Annotated in this window: 15 protein-coding genes; 6 read left to right on the top strand and 9 right to left on the bottom strand. The window is 63.2% G+C overall.

The annotated features are described in order from the left end of the window. The first annotated feature begins 172 nt into the window (after positions 1-172). The 5 genes from AC0L14_RS02915 (at position 173) to AC0L14_RS02895 (ending at position 6,019) form a co-directional block, all read left to right on the top strand. The gene (locus tag AC0L14_RS02915) at positions 173-1,327 is read left to right on the top strand and encodes an ABC transporter substrate-binding protein (protein ID WP_473484068.1); all 1,155 of its coding nucleotides are present in this window, start codon (positions 173-175) and stop codon (positions 1,325-1,327) included. A 215-nt stretch (positions 1,328-1,542) separates the two neighbouring features. Continuing rightward, a complete protein-coding gene (locus tag AC0L14_RS02910; protein ID WP_473636142.1) occupies positions 1,543-2,541 on the top strand; it encodes an ABC transporter ATP-binding protein in 999 nt (332 codons plus the stop codon). Between the two features lie 250 nt (positions 2,542-2,791). After that, entirely contained in the window at positions 2,792-3,757 is a 966-nt protein-coding gene (locus AC0L14_RS02905; protein WP_473748597.1) for an ABC transporter permease, read from the top strand. Next, on the top strand, positions 3,747-4,562 hold the full coding sequence (locus AC0L14_RS02900) for an ABC transporter permease (RefSeq protein ID WP_473748596.1): 816 nt from the start codon (positions 3,747-3,749) through the stop codon (positions 4,560-4,562). Before AC0L14_RS02905 ends, AC0L14_RS02900 begins: the two co-directional genes overlap by 11 nt. 29 nt (positions 4,563-4,591) lie before the next feature. Then, complete coding sequence (locus tag AC0L14_RS02895) at positions 4,592-6,019, top strand: gamma-aminobutyraldehyde dehydrogenase (protein ID WP_473484057.1); 1,428 nt, start codon at positions 4,592-4,594, stop codon at positions 6,017-6,019. 155 nt (positions 6,020-6,174) lie between these two features. Here the strand turns inward: AC0L14_RS02895 and AC0L14_RS02890 are convergent, their stop codons facing one another. The 9 genes from AC0L14_RS02890 to AC0L14_RS02850 all read right to left on the bottom strand — a co-directional run bounded on the left by AC0L14_RS02890 (position 6,175) and on the right by AC0L14_RS02850 (position 14,539). Beyond that, complete coding sequence (locus AC0L14_RS02890) at positions 6,175-6,537, bottom strand: nuclear transport factor 2 family protein (RefSeq protein ID WP_473484054.1); 363 nt, start codon at positions 6,535-6,537, stop codon at positions 6,175-6,177. Positions 6,538-6,651: 114 nt separating this feature from the next. Further along, a complete protein-coding gene (locus AC0L14_RS02885) occupies positions 6,652-6,858 on the bottom strand; it encodes a hypothetical protein (RefSeq protein ID WP_473748595.1) in 207 nt (68 codons plus the stop codon). An 83-nt stretch (positions 6,859-6,941) separates the two neighbouring features. Continuing rightward, positions 6,942-7,289: a formate dehydrogenase subunit delta gene (locus tag AC0L14_RS02880; protein ID WP_095493685.1), complete on the bottom strand. Its 348-nt coding sequence runs from the start codon at positions 7,287-7,289 to the stop codon at positions 6,942-6,944. Next, positions 7,279-8,109 carry a formate dehydrogenase accessory sulfurtransferase FdhD gene (gene fdhD / locus AC0L14_RS02875; protein WP_473484049.1) on the bottom strand — a complete coding sequence of 277 codons (831 nt, stop codon included), beginning with the start codon at positions 8,107-8,109 and terminating at the stop codon, positions 7,279-7,281. Before fdhD ends, AC0L14_RS02880 begins: the two co-directional genes overlap by 11 nt. Before the next feature lie 3 nt (positions 8,110-8,112). Continuing rightward, complete coding sequence (fdhF, locus tag AC0L14_RS02870) at positions 8,113-10,989, bottom strand: formate dehydrogenase subunit alpha (RefSeq protein WP_473484046.1); 2,877 nt, start codon at positions 10,987-10,989, stop codon at positions 8,113-8,115. Positions 10,990-10,999: 10 nt separating this feature from the next. After that, complete coding sequence (locus AC0L14_RS02865; protein ID WP_473484044.1) at positions 11,000-12,556, bottom strand: formate dehydrogenase beta subunit; 1,557 nt, start codon at positions 12,554-12,556, stop codon at positions 11,000-11,002. Next, positions 12,553-13,032 carry a formate dehydrogenase subunit gamma gene (locus AC0L14_RS02860; RefSeq protein WP_473636147.1) on the bottom strand — a complete coding sequence of 160 codons (480 nt, stop codon included), beginning with the start codon at positions 13,030-13,032 and terminating at the stop codon, positions 12,553-12,555. Before AC0L14_RS02860 ends, AC0L14_RS02865 begins: the two co-directional genes overlap by 4 nt. A gap of 134 nt (positions 13,033-13,166) precedes the next feature. Further along, positions 13,167-14,066: a LysR family transcriptional regulator gene (locus tag AC0L14_RS02855; protein ID WP_473484038.1), complete on the bottom strand. Its 900-nt coding sequence runs from the start codon at positions 14,064-14,066 to the stop codon at positions 13,167-13,169. A gap of 95 nt (positions 14,067-14,161) precedes the next feature. Beyond that, complete coding sequence (locus AC0L14_RS02850) at positions 14,162-14,539, bottom strand: VOC family protein (RefSeq protein ID WP_473484036.1); 378 nt, start codon at positions 14,537-14,539, stop codon at positions 14,162-14,164. A gap of 242 nt (positions 14,540-14,781) precedes the next feature. Between AC0L14_RS02850 and AC0L14_RS02845 the strand changes: the two genes are divergently transcribed. Beyond that, positions 14,782-15,957 carry an Mrp/NBP35 family ATP-binding protein gene (locus tag AC0L14_RS02845; protein ID WP_473484034.1) on the top strand — a complete coding sequence of 392 codons (1,176 nt, stop codon included), beginning with the start codon at positions 14,782-14,784 and terminating at the stop codon, positions 15,955-15,957. Positions 15,958-16,040 lie beyond the last annotated feature (83 nt).

Genomic DNA, 16,040 nt, shown 5'->3' with positions numbered 1-16,040 from the left:
AAACCGATATCGCCTTTCTGATAAATGAATTTGCGAAACCGGGAATTTCACAGCACCTTCATGATCGGGACCAAGCCGCCACGACAGGGCGGCGCCCCTTAGAGTCGCGCATGTTCCTTTCCGAAAACCGGAACCGGTTTTCGGGGTCATCCGCCAAAATGGGAGATCGACGATGAATTCATTCCTGAAGTCATGCACTGCATTGACGGTCGCGCTGACCTTCTCCGGCCAGGCGATCGCTCAGGTGACGGAACTCGGCAAGGGCGAAGGCCAGGTCAACATCGTCGCTTGGCCCGGCTACATCGAGCGCGGCGAAACCGACAAGGGCTACGACTGGGTCACGTCCTTCGAGAAGGACACAGGCTGCAAGGTCAACATCAAGACCGCCAACACATCCGACGAGATGGTCGCGCTGATGAACGAGGGCGGATTCGACCTCGTTACCGCCTCGGGCGACGCTTCGCTGCGCCTCGTCGCCGGCAAGCGGGTCCAGCCGATCAACACCGATCTCATCCCGAGCTGGAACACGGTCGACGACCGGCTGAAGGATGCGCCGTGGTTCACTGTTGGCGGCGTCCACTACGGCGTCCCCTACCAGTGGGGACCGAATGTGCTGATGTACAACACCGAGGTGTTCAAGGAAGCGCCGAAGAGCTGGAACGTCGTCTTCGAGGAGATGACCTTGCCCGACGGCAAGTCGAATAAGGGCCGCGTCCAGGCCTATGACGGGGCGATCCACATCGCCGATGCCGCCAACTATCTGATGTTTCACAAGCCGGAGCTAGGCATCAAGGATCCCTACGAGCTGACCGAGGATCAGTACAAGGCCGCCCTCGATCTCTTGCGCGTCCAGCGCACGCTGGTCGGACGCTACTGGCATGACGCCGCCATCCAGGTCGACGATTTCCAGAACGAAGGCGTCATTGCTTCCGGTTCATGGCCCTACCAGGTCAACACGCTGGCTGCCGCCAAGAAGCCGGTCGCTTCGACCGTTCCTCAGGAAGGCGTCACCGGCTGGGCCGACACGACCATGCTGGCGGCCGAGGCGGCCAACCCGAACTGCGCCTATATGTGGCTGGAGCATTCGCTGTCGCCGAAAGTGCAGGGCGATGTCTCCGCCTGGTTCGGCTCGCTGCCGGTGGTGCCGGCTGCCTGCAAGGGCAACGAACTGCTCGGTGACGAAGGCTGCAAGACCAACGGCTACGACAATTTCGAAAAGATCAAGTTCTGGAAGACGCCGGTGTCGAAGTGCGCCACCCAGAACGATCAGTGCGTGCCTTACTATCGCTGGGTGTCGGACTATATCGGCGTCATTGGCGGACGGTGAGTTCCCTTACCCTCCCCCTTGTGGGGAGGGTCGACGCGCAGCGTCGGGGTGGGGGTCCGCTCGGCAGTTCTTGCCAAATAACCCCACCCGCGGGCTTCGCCGCGACCTCCCCACAAGGGGGAGGTAGGGCGTCGCGCAAGTTCGCTGGCCCCGCCCCCTATCCGTGGCGGCGCCGGCGACGTCAACACATCAAACCGGCAACAGACTGACAGCCCATGACAGCAGCCGTTTCCTTCCAAAAAGTCTCGCGCCATTTCGGCAGCGTGCGCGCCGTCGATATGGTCGATCTCGACATCGTGCCGGGCGAGTTCTTTGCCATGCTTGGACCTTCGGGTTCCGGCAAGACAACCTGCCTACGTCTGATCGCCGGCTTCGAGCAGCCGACATCGGGCTCGATCTCCATCTTCGGCGAACGTGCCGAAGGCGTTCCGCCCTATCGCCGCAACGTCAACACCGTCTTCCAGGACTACGCGCTGTTTCCGCATCTGAACGTGCTCGACAATGTCGCCTACGGGCTGATGGTCAAGGGCGTCGGCAAGCTCGAGCGGCAGAAGGCGGCCGAGGAGGCATTGTCGCTGGTGCGGCTTCCCGGCTACGGTGCCCGCCGTCCGGGCCAGCTTTCCGGCGGCCAGCGCCAGCGCGTCGCGCTCGCCCGCGCCCTGGTCAACCAGCCCAAGGTGCTTTTGCTCGACGAGCCGCTTGGCGCGCTCGACCTCAAGCTGCGCGAGAACATGCAGGAGGAGCTGAAGTCGCTGCAGAAGGCGCTCGGCATCACCTTCGTCTTCGTCACCCACGACCAGGGCGAGGCCCTTTCGATGGCCGATCGCGTCGCCGTCTTCAACGACGGCAAGATCATGCAGATCGGCACGCCGGAGGACATCTACCAGCGCCCGAAGACGCGCTTCGTCGCCGATTTCGTCGGCTCGTCCAATGTGCTGCCGCCGGACTTCGTCCAGCGTTATTCCGGCCAGCATCGCTGGGGCAGCCTGCGGCCTGAATCCATTCGCATCGGCCGGGCTGCCAAGGGCGACGGCGTTGCCGCTCGTCTCGTCTCGACCAATTATCTCGGCGCCACGACCAGACTGGCGCTCGACGCCGACGGGTTGAGATTGCATGCGATCGTGCCGGCCGGTGCGACATTGCCGAAGGAAGGTGAGGCGGTCATGCTCACCTTCAACCGCGAGCACCTGCATTTGATGGATGAGCCGGCATGATGGCGCTGAGGAAAGTCTTGGCTGACAGGCCAAGTGCGGCGCTTCATGGCGCCCCCCTCTGTCCTGCCCACTTTGCCATCACTTTGCATCTCGCCCACTTGGGGGGAGATCGGCAGCTTCGCCAGTGGCGCCTCTTCTGCAACGTTGGTGATTGGCGAAAGCAGTCGCGACAGCCAATCTCCCCCCTCGTGGGGGAGATGTCCGGCAGGACAGAGGGGGGCGCGAAGGATCGCGACCTGTCGAAGAAACCATGACTCTGACCGCGACCCAGGCAAAATCTGCCCCAGCCCTCCTTCCTCGCGCCGGCGGCCTGCGCGGCGCGCTGTTGGACCTGTTCTGGCGCAAGCCGAAGCTGCTGCTGCTCTTGATGCTGCTGCCGCCGGTGCTGTGGCTTGGCATCGTCTATATCGGCTCGCTGTTCGCGCTGCTCTTACAGAGTTTTTTCTCGATCGACGAATTCTCCGGCCTCATAAACCGGCAGTTCACGCTGAAGACCTATGGCGACCTGCTGCAGGCCGCCAATCTCGACATCATCCTGCGCACGGTAACGATGGCGGCTCTGGTCACGCTCGCCTCGGCGATCATCGCCTTCCCCATCGCCTATTACGCGGCGCGCTATGCGCGCGGCCGCTGGAAGGCGCTGTTCTATCTCGGCGTGATGCTGCCGCTGTGGTCGAGCTATCTGGTCAAGATCTACGCCTGGAAGCTCATCCTCGCCAAGGAAGGCATCCTGTCCTGGCTGCTCGCCAAGCTGCATCTTCTATGGCTGCTCGATGGCTGGCTGTCGCTGCCGATCGTCGGCGGCAATTCTCTGTCGGTGTCGTCCACCGGCACCTTCATCGTCTTCGTTTACGTCTGGCTGCCTTTCATGATCCTGCCGGTTCAGGCGGCACTTGAGCGCGTGCCCGGCAATCTGGTCGAGGCCTCGTCCGATCTCGGCGCGTCGCCCGGCCAGACCTTCCGCAATGTGCTGTTCCCGCTGGCGCTGCCGGGCATCGTCGCCGGTTCGATCTTCACCTTCTCGCTGACGCTCGGCGATTACATCATCCCGCAGATCATCGGCACCTCGCGCCTCTTCATCGGCCAGGCCGTCTATTCGCAGCAGGGCACCGCCGGCAACATCCCGCTCGCTGCCGCCTTCACCGTGGTGCCCATCGTCATCATGGGTTTCTACCTCTGGGGCGCCAAGCGCATGGGGGCCTTCGATGCACTCTGATGGCTCGCAATCCACCCCTCTCGGCTTGAAGATCGCTGCTGCCTGCGGTCTGCTGTTCCTGCATTTGCCGATCTTCCTGATCTTCGTCTATGCCTTCACGACCGAGGAAAAGAGCTTCGTCTGGCCGCCGCCGGGACTGACGACGCAGTGGTTCGCCGTCACCTGGAACCGCCCGGACGTGTGGCAAGCGCTGTCGCTGTCGGTCCGGGTCGCCGCCATCTCGACACTCGTCGCCCTGGTCCTCGGCACGCTCTGCGCCGCCGCCGTTTCGCGAACACAGTTCTTTGGCCGCGAAACCATCTCGCTGCTGGTCATCCTGCCGATCGCGCTGCCCGGCATCATCACCGGCATCGCGCTGCGTTCGGCCTTTTCGCTGGCCGAGATTCCATTCTCGTTCTGGACGATCGTGCTTGGCCACGCCACCTTCTGCGTCGTCGTTGTCTACAACAACGCAGTCGCCCGCTTTCGCCGCACTTCCGGCTCGATGATCGAGGCATCGATGGATCTCGGCGCCGCCGGCTTCCAGACCTTTCGCCATGTCGTGCTGCCCAATATCGCCACCGCGCTGCTCGCCGGCGGCATGCTCGCCTTCGCGCTGTCGTTCGACGAGGTCATCGTCACCACCTTCACCGCCGGCCAGCAGCAGACGCTGCCGATCTGGATGCTGGAGGAACTGATCCGTCCGCGCCAGCGCCCAGTCACCAATGTCGTGGCCATGGTCGTCGTGCTGGTGACGCTGCTGCCCATCCTCCTTGCCTACTACCTGACCCGCGACGGCGACCAGATCGCCGGTTCGGGCAAATGACGTCAAGAATCCATAAGGGAGAGACTTCCATGGACACAAAGATGCTGATCGGCTCGAAATTCGAGAAGGGCACCGAAACCGAGGAGCCGATCCTCAATCCGAAGACCGGAGCGACTATCCTCAACCTGCCTGAAGCCAGCCAGGCGCAGATCGAGGCAGCGGTGCTTGCCGCCGAAAAGGCCTTCGTCACCTGGTCGCGCACCACGCCGGCGCAGCGCTCGGGTTATCTGCTAAAGATCGCCGATCGCATCGAGGCCGACGCAAAGGATTTCGCGGCACTCGAGGCGCTCAATTGCGGCAAGCCGATCAATGCCGTGCTCAACGACGAAATCCCGGCGATCGTCGACTGTTACCGCTTCTTTGCCGGCGCCGTCCGCTCGATGCCCGGCCAGGTCGCCGGCGAATACATTCCTGGTCACACTTCGATGGTCCGCCGCGATGCCATCGGTGTCGTCGCCTCGATCGCGCCATGGAACTATCCGCTGATGATGATGGCCTGGAAGCTGGCGCCGGCGATTGCCGGCGGCAACACCGTCGTCTTCAAGCCGTCGGAGCAGACGCCGCTGACCTCGCTGAAGCTGGCGAAGATCCTCGCTGAAATCCTGCCGGACGGTGTTGTCAATGTCGTGCTCGGCCGAGGCGACAGCGTCGGCAACACGCTGATCAACCACCCGAAAGTCAACATGATTTCGATCACCGGCGACGTCGCCACCGGCAAGAAGGTGCTGCAGGCCGCAGCCAAATCGGTCAAGCGCACGCATCTCGAACTCGGCGGCAAGGCGCCGGTCATCGTCTTCGACGATGCCGATCTCGGCGCGGTGATCAATGGCCTGCGCGCCTTCGGCTACTACAATGCCGGCCAGGACTGCACTGCCGCCTGCCGCATCTATGCCGGCAAGAAGATCTACGACAAGCTCGTCGCCGACCTTTCCTCGGCCGTCTCGACCATCAAGTACAACCGCCCCGACGACACCGAGAACGAGATCGGGCCGCTCATCTCACGCCGCCAGCGCGACCGCGTCTCGAGCTTCGTCGAACGCGCCTCGGAGCTGAAGCACATCGAGATCACCACCGGCGGCAAGCCGGGCGAAGGCTCCGGCTTCTTCTACCAGCCGACCGTCGTCGCCGGCGCGCTGCAGGAAGACGAGATCGTGCGCCGCGAAGTGTTCGGCCCGGTTGTCTCCGTCACTCGTTTTTCCGAGGTCGACGAGGCGGTGAACTGGGCGAATGACAGCGACTACGGCTTGGCATCGTCGGTATGGACCAAAGACGTTTCGCGCGCCATGGCGACGGCAGCCCGGCTTCAGTATGGCTGCACCTGGATCAACACCCACTTCATGCTGACCAATGAGATGCCGCATGGCGGGCTGAAACAGTCCGGCTACGGCAAGGACATGTCGCTTTACGCACTGGAGGATTATACCGCTGTCCGCCATGTGATGGTGGCGCACGGGTAGCGCCTTCCTTCTCCCCGTTGACGGCCCGTTGACGGGGAGAAGGTGGCCCAGAGGGGCCGGATGAGGGCCAGCACAAGTCTTGCTCAGCTGGTTTCCGCCCCTCATCTGCCTGCCGGGCATCGATCTGCCATCTGGCGCTGAACATCGCTACCTCCTCACTCGTCCCATGTTTGCACGACGGTCTGCCGCGCAATTTGGCCGTCCTTCAGCTCCAGCATCGCCGCGCAGAACACTTTCGTGCCGTCGGGGTAGCTGCAGGCCTGCGTGAAGGCGAGATTGTCGCCGTCGGCGATGGTGGTGTCGACCTTGTGGGTCATCGCCCGGCTGCAGATGTCGTCCCAGAATGTGCTGATCGCCGCGCGTCCGCGAATTTCGCGCGGCTTGCTCGGCGGATTGTTGCGGTCGATCACCCGCACCAGAGCGTCATCGGCATAGAAGCTCGCGAGCATTTTTCCGTCACGGCCCTCGATTGCATTCTTGATCGCCGCGCCATTCACTGGCTTTGTCTTGGTCGGCATTTTATCCTCCATGTGCCCGTCTTCACGATCGGGCTGTTGATGATCAGAAGCGGGTATCGATGCGGTCCGACAGGCCGGTGCCGCGCTTGTCGAACAGGATCAGCCGCGAGAAGGCTACAGCCGCTTCAGCAGCCGGCTGTAGCCTTCGTCTTCCCAGTGCAGGTCGAGATTGGAAATGAAGCCCGGCACGAAAACGAGATCGAACAATCCCTGGCCGACCACCTGATAGGCGATCCGCACGTCGCCACTTCGGGCGTATCGCGTTTCGACGGCCTCACGAGATTTGTCCGCCAGGCCCGACGATTTCTGGTCGCTCAACATAGCAGAGGCGCGACGCTTACGGCAGATCAAACGTTAGAAGATGGGAATGCAAGCGTATGGGCCATGAGAGGCACGTTTGCTGACTACTTCTGCGAAGCGGCGATCCCGGCATTCGACTCACCGGCCCCAGGGCCTTTGCCGCCTGGAACGACGCCCCCGGCATCGGCGCGGAAGCCCACTGCTTCCGGTGCAGCCGGCCGCTTGATCCTTGCCGAGGCGGCCACGACAAGCTCGTTGAAGCCTTCGCCACCGCCGTCCAGCATTTCGAACAACTGCCGCCGCATCCTCGGTTCCCAGAACTTGTTGATATGCTCGGCGACGCCGGCAATGCCTTCCTCGCGCGGCTTGGAGTGAAAAAAGGCGGCGATCTGATTGGCCATGCGGACCAGCTTCTCGCTGGTGCTCATGATGTGGCCTTCGTCATGCGACATGCTTGGCAACTCCCGAAACCACCCGTTCGGGGTGGGTGAAGATATCGAAATCATTGCCGCGCACCAAAGCCACCAGCGTCATGCCGGCGTCCTCGGCGGTGCGGATGGCAAGTGCCGTCGGCGCCGAAACGGCGATGATGAACGCAGCGCCGATCGCCGCCGTCTTCTGCACCATCTCGACCGAAACGCGCGACGTCACCACGACGGCACCCAAGGTGCCATCGATGCCGGCTTTGGCGAGTGCGCCGGCCAGCTTGTCGAGCGCATTGTGGCGGCCGACATCCTCGCGCGCCATGACGATACCCTTGCCGGAGATATAAAAACCGGCGGCGTGGACCGCGCCGGTCTCGGCATGCAGCGGCTGCACTTTCGACAAAAGCTTGACCGAACGGACGATGTCGTCCGCCGTAAGCGTAAGTTTTGACGAACCGACCGTCTCGACCGAACGCATCGCCTCCTCGATCGACTCGATGCCGCACAACCCGCAGCCGACCGGTCCGGCCAGCCGCCGGCGCCGCGCCTCGAAGCGCGTATTGGCCTGGTCCTTTAGCCTGATCTGGATGTCGATGCCGGCGCCGTGATCTTCGACTTCGATCGCCTCAATTTCTTGCCGGTTGGCGATAATGCCCTCGGTCAGCGAGAAGCCGAGCGCGAAATCCTCGAAATCGGCGGGACTTGCCATCATCACCGCATGGGTGGTGCCGGCAAAGGAGAACGCCACCGGCGTCTCTTCCGGCACCATCCGGTTGGCGGCCGCAGTGCCGCCGGCGCGGTGCGCCAGCCGCGAGATCTGCGTCGTGGCTTTGCGGCGCGCGCTCAACGATTACTCCGCTGCTTCCAAGGTCGCGATGCGACGGCTGTTGCGGGCCTGCTCGTCATAGTCGAGCTGCCATTCCGACGGTCCGTTGGACGCGCCGACCTGCACCGCCGTCACCTTGTATTCCGGGCAGTTGGTCGCCCAGTCGGAGAAGTCGGTGGTGATGACGTTGGCCTGCGTGTCTGGATGGTGGAACGTTGTATAGACCACGCCCGGCGACACCTTGTCGGTGATCAGCGCGCGCAGCGTCGTCTCGCCGGAGCGGCTGGTCAGTCGGACCCAGTCACCGTCGCGCAGGCCGCGGTTTTCGGCGTCATGCGGGTGGATCTCGAGCCGGTCCTCGCTATGCCACATGATATTGTCGGTACGCCTGGTCTGCGCGCCGACATTGTACTGCGACAGGATGCGGCCGGTGGTCAGCAGCAGCGGGAAGCGCGGTCCCGTCCTCTCGTCGGTCGCCACATATTCGGTGCGGATGAACTTGCCCTTGCCGCGCACGAAGCCGCTGATATGCATGATCGGCGTACCTTCCGGCGCCTGCTCGTTGCAGGGCCACTGCACCGAGCCCATCTTGTCCAGATAGTCAAAGGAAACCTTGGCGAAGCTCGGAGTCGTCTTGGCGATCTCGTCCATGATTTCCGACGGATGCTGGTAATTCCAGTCAAGCCCCATCGTCTGTGCGAGCTTCTGCGTCACTTCCCAGTCGGCCAGCCCGTTCTTCGGCGCCATCACCTTGCGCACGCGATTGATGCGGCGCTCGGCATTGGTGAAGGTGCCGTCCTTCTCGAGGAAAGTCGAGCCGGGCAGGAAGACATGCGCGTAGTTGGCGGTCTCGTTGAGGAAGAGGTCGTGGACGACGACACATTCCATCGCCGCGAGGCCCGCGGCGACATGCTTGGTGTCGGGGTCGGACTGCAGGATGTCCTCGCCTTGCACATAGAGGCCCTTGAACGAGCCGTCGACGGCGGCGTCCAGCATGTTGGGGATGCGCAGGCCGGGCTCATCGTCGAGCTTGACGCCCCAAAGGCTCTCATAGATATCGCGCACCGCGTCGCCGGAGACGTGACGATAGCCGGGCAGCTCATGCGGGAACGAGCCCATGTCGCAGGAGCCCTGCACATTGTTCTGGCCGCGCAGTGGGTTCACGCCGACGCCTGGCCGGCCGATATTGCCGGTCGCCATGGCGAGGTTGGCGATGGCGATGACGGTGGTCGAACCCTGGCTGTGCTCGGTCACGCCGAGGCCGTAATAGATCGCGCCATTGCCGCCGGTGGCAAACAGCCGTGCGGCGCCGCGGATCTCTTCGGGATCGACATTGGCAAGCTGGCCGACAACTTCCGGGCTGTTTTCCGGCAGCGCCACGAACGACGCCCAGTCCTGGAACTCGTCCCAGTCGCAGCGCTCGCGGATGAAGGCCTCGTCGAACAGGCCTTCGGTGACGATGACATGCGCAAGCGCGGTGACCACGGCGACATTGGTGCCGGGCTTCAGCGGCAGATGATGCTGCGCCTCGATATGGGCCGAGCGCACGATGTCGGTGCGGCGCGGGTCGAGCACGATCAGCTTCGCGCCCTTGCGCAACCGCTTCTTCATGCGCGACGCAAACACCGGATGTGCGTCGGTCGGATTGGCACCGATGATCATCACCACGTCGGTCTGCTCGATCGAATCGAAATCCTGGGTGCCTGCCGAAGTGCCGAATGTCTGGCCAAGACCATAGCCGGTCGGCGAATGGCAGACGCGGGCGCAGGTATCGACATTGTTGTTGCGGAAACCCTGTCGGATCAGCTTTTGCACCAGATAGGTTTCCTCGTTCGTGCAGCGCGACGAGGTGATGCCGCCGATCGAGGTTCGGCCATACTGGTACTGGATGCGGCGGAACTCGTTGGCAGTGTGGGTCAGCGCTTCGTCCCACGACACTTCGCGCCATGGATCGGTGACCTTTTCGCGGATCATCGGATTGAGGATGCGCTCCTTGTGGGTCGAATAGCCGTAGGCAAAACGGCCCTTGACGCAGCTATGGCCACGGTTCGCCTTGCCGTCCTTGTAGGGCACCATGCGCACCAGTTCGTCGCCGCGCATTTCGGCCTTGAACGAGCAGCCGACGCCGCAATAGGCGCAGGTGGTGACCACCGAATGCTCCGGCTGGCCGATCTTGATCACCGACTTCTCGGAGAGCGTCGCTGTCGGACAGGCCTGCACGCAGGCGCCGCAGGACACGCATTCGCTGTCGATGAACAGCTGATGCATGCCGGCCGACACCCGGCTTTCAAAGCCGCGGCCCTCGATGGTCAGCGCGAAGGTGCCTTGCACCTCCTCGCAGGCGCGCACGCAGCGCGAGCAGACGATGCATTTCGACGGATCATAGGTGAAGTACGGGTTGGACTCGTCCTTCGCCATCCATTTGAAGTTTTCTGCGCCATCATTCTTCTTGAAGACGTGGTTGTCGCCCTCATAGCCGTAGCGCACGTCGCGCAGGCCGACGACGCCGGCCTGCGTTTGCAATTCGCAGTCGCCATTGGCCGCACAGGTCAGGCAGTCGAGCGGATGGTCGGAGATGTAGAGCTCCATCACGCCGCGGCGAATGTCCTTCAGCCTTCCGGTCTGGGTGTGCACGACCATACCCGGCGCCACCGGCGTCGTGCACGAAGAAGGCGTGCCGTTGCGGCCGTCGATCTCGACCAGGCAGAGCCGGCAGGAGCCGAAGGCATCGACCATGTCAGTGGCGCAAAGCTTCGGGATGGTGATTCCGGCCTCCATCGAGGCGCGCATGATCGAGGTGCCTTCCGGCACAGTGACGGTGAAGCCGTCGACGGTCAGCGTCACCTGCTTCTCGGAGGTCGAGGCCGGTGTGCCGTAGTCGATTTCCTGAACGAGACCCATGGCGAGACTCCTATTCTGCTGCTTCGGCGACCGGCGCCGGCTTGAAATCATCGCGGAAGTGGTTGATTGCGCTCATCACCGGATAGGGCGTGAAGCCACCCAGCGCACAGAGCGAACCGAACTTCATCGTGTTGCAGAGGTCGGTCACCAGTTCGATCTGCTTTTCCGGCTCGATGCCTTTGGCGATCTTGTCGATCGTCTCGACGCCGCGCGTCGAGCCGATGCGGCACGGCGTGCACTTGCCGCAGCTTTCGATGGCGCAGAACTCCATGGCGAAGCGCGCCTGCTTCAGCATGTCGGCTGTGTCGTCGAAGACGGTGATGCCGGCATGGCCGATCAGCCCGTCCTTGGCGGCGAATGCCTCGTAGTCGAAAGGCGTGTCGAACAGGGAGCGGGGAAAATAAGCTCCCAATGGACCCCCGACCTGCACCGCCTTGACCGGCCGTCCAGTGGCCGTGCCACCGCCGATGTCGTCGACGATCTCGCCAAGCGTCATGCCGAACGCCGCCTCGAACAGGCCGCCATATCTGACGTTGCCGGCGATCTGGATTGGAATGGTGCCGCGCGAGCGGCCCATGCCGAAATTCTTGTAGAAGGCAGCACCCTTGTCCATGATCACAGGCACCGAGGCCAGCGAGATGACGTTGTTGATCACCGTCGGCTTGCCGAACAGGCCCTGGATGGCCGGCAGTGGCGGCTTGGCGCGAACGACGCCGCGCTTGCCTTCGAGGCTGTTGAGCAGCGAGGTTTCCTCGCCGCAGACATAAGCGCCGGCGCCGACGCGGATCTCCATGTCGAAGGCGTTCGGCGAGCCCAGCACATTGACGCCGAGCAGGCCGGCCTTGCGGGCGACCTCGACCGCCTTCTCCATCATCGCCACCGCATGCGGGTATTCCGAGCGGATATAAACAAAGCCCTTGGTCGCGCCAGTGGCGATGCCGGCGATCGCCATGCCTTCGATCAGCACGAAGGGATCGCCCTCCATGATCATGCGGTCGGCGAAGGTGGCGCTGTCGCCCTCGTCGGCATTGCAGACAATGTATTTTTTGTCGGCCGTCGTATCGAGCACGGTCTTCCATTTGATCCCGGTCGGGAAGCCGGCGCCGCCGCGTCCGCGCAGGCCCGACTCCGTCACCTGTTTGACGATTTCGGCCGGAGCCATCGCCACGGCGTTCTGCAGGCCCTTCAGCCCGCCATGCGCCTTGTAGTGATCGAGCGACAGCGGATTGATGACGCCGCAGCGCGCGAAGGTCAGCCGCGTCTGCTTTGCCAGGAACGGGATCTTGTCGGGTGCACCCAACCAGCGCTTGTGGTAGCCGCCGGTGAGAAAGCCACAGTCGAAAAGGCTTTTGACGTCGGACGGCTTTACCGGCCCATAGGCGACGCGGCCATTGGCTGTCGCCACCTCGACCATCGGCTCGAGGGAATAGGCGCCGCGCGAACCATTGCGCACGATCTTGGCCTCGATACCGCGGTCGGCCAATTCCTTTTCGATCGCCTTGGCGACCTTTTCAGCACCGAGCGCCAGCGCGCCGGAATCGCCGGGAACGTAGATGCGCGGGATCATGAGCGCACCTCGGTCACGATCTCGTCAAGCTTTTCGTCATCGAGCCGGCCGATCACCTCGCCGTCCAGCATTGCCGATGGCGCGCAGGCGCAAAGGCCGAGGCAATAGACCGGTTCCAGCGTCACCGAACCGTCGCGGGCCGTCTCGTGGAAGCCGATGCCCAGCAATTGCTTGAGCTTGGCGGCAATGGCATCCGAGCCCATCGATTGACAGGCTTCCGCCTGGCAGAGCTTCAGCACATGCCGCCCAGCCGGATGGCTGCGGTAGTCATGATAGAAGGTGACGACGCCGTGCACCTCTGCCTTGGAGATGTTCAGCGCCTCGGCGATCACCGGCAACGCGTCCTGCGGCACATGGCCGAATTCTTCCTGGATGCCGTGGAGGATCGGCAACAGCGGGCCTTCGAGGCCCTTCAACTCCTGGACGATCGCCGCCGTGCGCGACGCGATCTCGGTACCTGCAGGCTGCATTGTCATGCAGCGCCCTCCCTGGTCGTAGTAATCTTCCGCTAAGTGCTTAGGAAATCAGAGGAAACCCACCAAATCAATAAAGCTGATCCGTTGTTCGATAGAAATCTTCTATCGACACCGTCCAGCCTGCAATCTCTAGCTCAGTGGCGGGCGCGGAAATCGTCTGCCAGCGCCATCGCCTCGTCCAGCAGCGCCGAGACCAGCGGAGTGTGCGGCTCGCGCGGTGTCGCCACCAGCCCGACGGTGTGGCTGGCATCCGGCTCGACGATCGGAATGGCCCGGATCGGCTCGGAAAAGCCGAACGTTTCCGAGAGGTTGAGCGGCATGATCGACGACCATTTGCCGGTGCGGATATGGGAGAACAGCACGATCATCGAATTGGATTCGAGTGTCGGCCGCACCTCAACGCCGGCCTCGGCAAGGTGCTGGTCGATGATGCGGCGGTTCTGCATGTCCGGCGTCAACAGGCAGAGCGGCAGCTGGCTAAGCTCCGCCCATGTCACTTTGTCGCGGTCGGAATAGGGGGTTCCGACCGCGGTGATCAACTGATAGCGCTCGTCATAGAGCGGCACGCTGGTCACCCGCCCCAGCGGCTCGTTGTCGAGATAGGTAATGCCGGCGTCGATATCGAAATTGCCGAGCAGCGACAGCACCTCGATCGAGGTGCGCGACAGCACAGAGAAGGTGACGCCGGGATGTTTTGCCCGAAAAGGTGTCGTCAGCCGCGCCACCATGGCCAGCGCCGTCGGGACGGCCGCGATGCGGATGCGCCCCGAGAGGCCGTGGCGCGCCGCCCGCATTTCCTCGCGCATGGTGCGGGTATCGCCGACGATGCGGCGCGCCCACACCAGCACCTGTTCTCCCTCCGGCGTCAGCCCCTGAAAGCGCGATCCGCGCAATACCAGCATCACGCCGAGCTGGCCCTCCAGCTGCTTGATGCCGGCCGAAAGCGTCGGCTGGGTGACGCCGCACACATCCGCCGCCCGGCCGAAATGCTCTTCCCTGGCCAGCGCGATGAAGAATTCCAGCTTGTCGATCATGAGCGGACGCTACCCGGCCAAGTGAGGTTACGCCAGATGCATGCTGTTTTTGCTTGGCGAATCCTCATGCGGCCGAAGCTTCGCCTCCGTCCAAGCTAACGGTCGACCAGGTTCAGAATGTTGCCGTCAGGATCCTTGAACCAGGCGACCTTCATGCCGTAGCCGACATGGATGTCGCCTTCCAGCGTCAGGCCCGGCATATCGTAATGTTCGAAGACGACGCCCTTCGACCTTAACGCGCTGACAATTTTTTCGATCTCGTCGCCGACCATCCAGGTTACCGCCGTCGCTTTGTTGGTTCCGGCGAACATCGAGCGATACACGTTGATGCTGGTGTCACCGCATTTGTAGACGATCAGTTCGCCCCCCTCGTTGTGAACCTCCGTCAGACCCAGAACGCCTTCATAGAAGGCCTTGGCCTTGGCCAGGTCCTTCACCGCGAGATTGGCCGTTGCGTTGCTGTTTGCGAGCATGATTGGTCTCCTTTCCTTGCTGGCGAGCACGTCCGAAGCCCTGCAACAAGATAGGGCTGCTTCGTTTTCCGGCGACCGCAGCTTGTGCGATTGGCGTGCCTCTTCCCTAAAGACGTTTTGTCTCCCGCAAATCCCGACAAGCAGACGCGAATTTTGAAGCCATGCCACTGTGCGTGTCGTTCCGCCGCTTGGTTCTGTTCGGGAACTGCATTATCTCAGGCGGAAAGCAGAGGAAAAAGCTCATGTCCGTCACCAAGGAAATCGTCATCGAGCGCCTGAAGACGGTCAACGGACCGGACTTCACCGGCAACATCGTCGACCTCGGCATGGTTTCCGAGATTTTCATTGCTGATGCCAAGGTCTTCTTCTCGATCACCGTCCCTGCCGCCCGGGCTCAAGAGATGGAGCCGTTGCGCGCCGCCGCCGAACGCGTCGTCAAGGCGATCCCCGGTGTCGCCGGCGCCGTGGTTGCGCTGACGGCGGAAAGGAAAGGCGGCGGCATGGAGGCTCCGGTTCCGCAAAGGCCCGCTCCCAGGCCCGCGCCGGCCGCACCCGCTGCCGCGCCACGACCGGCCCCGCATGCTCCAGCCTCGCACAGCCAGGGCAAGCGCGGTGTTCCCGGCATCGAGGCGATCATCGCTGTTGCTTCCGGCAAGGGCGGCGTCGGCAAGTCGACCACCGCCGTCAACATCGCGCTAGGCCTCGCCGCCAACGGCCTGAGGGTCGGCGTGCTCGATGCCGACATCTACGGCCCGTCGATGCCGCGGCTGCTCAACATCCATGGCCGGCCGCAGACAGTCGACGGCAAGGTCCTGAGGCCGATGGAGAATTACGGCCTGAAGGTCATGTCGATGGGCTTCCTCGTCGATGAGGAGACGCCGATGATCTGGCGCGGGCCGATGGTGATGTCGGCATTGACGCAAATGCTGCGCGAGGTCGAGTGGGGTCCGCTCGATGTGCTCGTCGTCGACATGCCGCCCGGCACCGGCGACGCGCAGCTGACCATGGCCCAGCAGGTGCCGCTGGCCGGCGCCGTCATCGTCTCGACGCCGCAGGATCTGGCCCTGATCGATGCCCGAAAAGGCCTCAACATGTTCAGGAAGGTCGACGTGCCGGTGTTGGGCATCGTCGAGAATATGAGCTATTTCCTCGCCCCCGACACCGGCAAGCGCTACGATATCTTCGGCCATGGCGGCGCGCGCCGCGAGGCCGAGCGTCTCGGCGTCACCTTCCTCGGCGAAGTGCCGCTCGAGATGGGCATCCGCGAAAGCTCCGATGCCGGCACGCCGGTGGTGGTCTCGAAGCCCGATAGCGCCGAGGCGAAGATCTACCGCGACATCGCCTCGAACGTCTGGGGCAGGGTCAACGAAGAACGCGGCGCGGCCGAAGCCGCCGTGCCAAGCATCGTGTTCGAGTGATCCCCTCCCCCTTGAGGGGAGGGTGCCTCGCGGAGCGAGGCGGGTGGGGTCGGCACCCACGGCGCGGCCTACTAAGACACAAA

Source organism: Mesorhizobium sp. WSM4841, from assembly GCF_055811515.1.
The sequence above is the reverse complement of the archived record's forward strand: the minus strand, read 5'-3'. Positions and strand labels throughout refer to the sequence as shown.

Coding starts and splice junctions, on each gene's coding strand:
- AC0L14_RS02915 (WP_473484068.1), top strand. CDS start 173: ATGAATTCATTCCTGAAGTCATGCACTGCATTGACGGTCGCGCTGACC.
- AC0L14_RS02910 (WP_473636142.1), top strand. CDS start 1,543: ATGACAGCAGCCGTTTCCTTCCAAAAAGTCTCGCGCCATTTCGGCAGC.
- AC0L14_RS02905 (WP_473748597.1), top strand. CDS start 2,792: ATGACTCTGACCGCGACCCAGGCAAAATCTGCCCCAGCCCTCCTTCCT.
- AC0L14_RS02900 (WP_473748596.1), top strand. CDS start 3,747: ATGCACTCTGATGGCTCGCAATCCACCCCTCTCGGCTTGAAGATCGCT.
- AC0L14_RS02895 (WP_473484057.1), top strand. CDS start 4,592: ATGGACACAAAGATGCTGATCGGCTCGAAATTCGAGAAGGGCACCGAA.
- AC0L14_RS02890 (WP_473484054.1), bottom strand. CDS start 6,537: ATGCCGACCAAGACAAAGCCAGTGAATGGCGCGGCGATCAAGAATGCA.
- AC0L14_RS02885 (WP_473748595.1), bottom strand. CDS start 6,858: ATGTTGAGCGACCAGAAATCGTCGGGCCTGGCGGACAAATCTCGTGAG.
- AC0L14_RS02880 (WP_095493685.1), bottom strand. CDS start 7,289: ATGTCGCATGACGAAGGCCACATCATGAGCACCAGCGAGAAGCTGGTC.
- fdhF (WP_473484046.1), bottom strand. CDS start 10,989: ATGGGTCTCGTTCAGGAAATCGACTACGGCACACCGGCCTCGACCTCC.
- AC0L14_RS02865 (WP_473484044.1), bottom strand. CDS start 12,556: ATGATCCCGCGCATCTACGTTCCCGGCGATTCCGGCGCGCTGGCGCTC.
- AC0L14_RS02860 (WP_473636147.1), bottom strand. CDS start 13,032: ATGACAATGCAGCCTGCAGGTACCGAGATCGCGTCGCGCACGGCGGCG.
- AC0L14_RS02855 (WP_473484038.1), bottom strand. CDS start 14,066: ATGATCGACAAGCTGGAATTCTTCATCGCGCTGGCCAGGGAAGAGCAT.
- AC0L14_RS02850 (WP_473484036.1), bottom strand. CDS start 14,539: ATGCTCGCAAACAGCAACGCAACGGCCAATCTCGCGGTGAAGGACCTG.
- AC0L14_RS02845 (WP_473484034.1), top strand. CDS start 14,782: ATGTCCGTCACCAAGGAAATCGTCATCGAGCGCCTGAAGACGGTCAAC.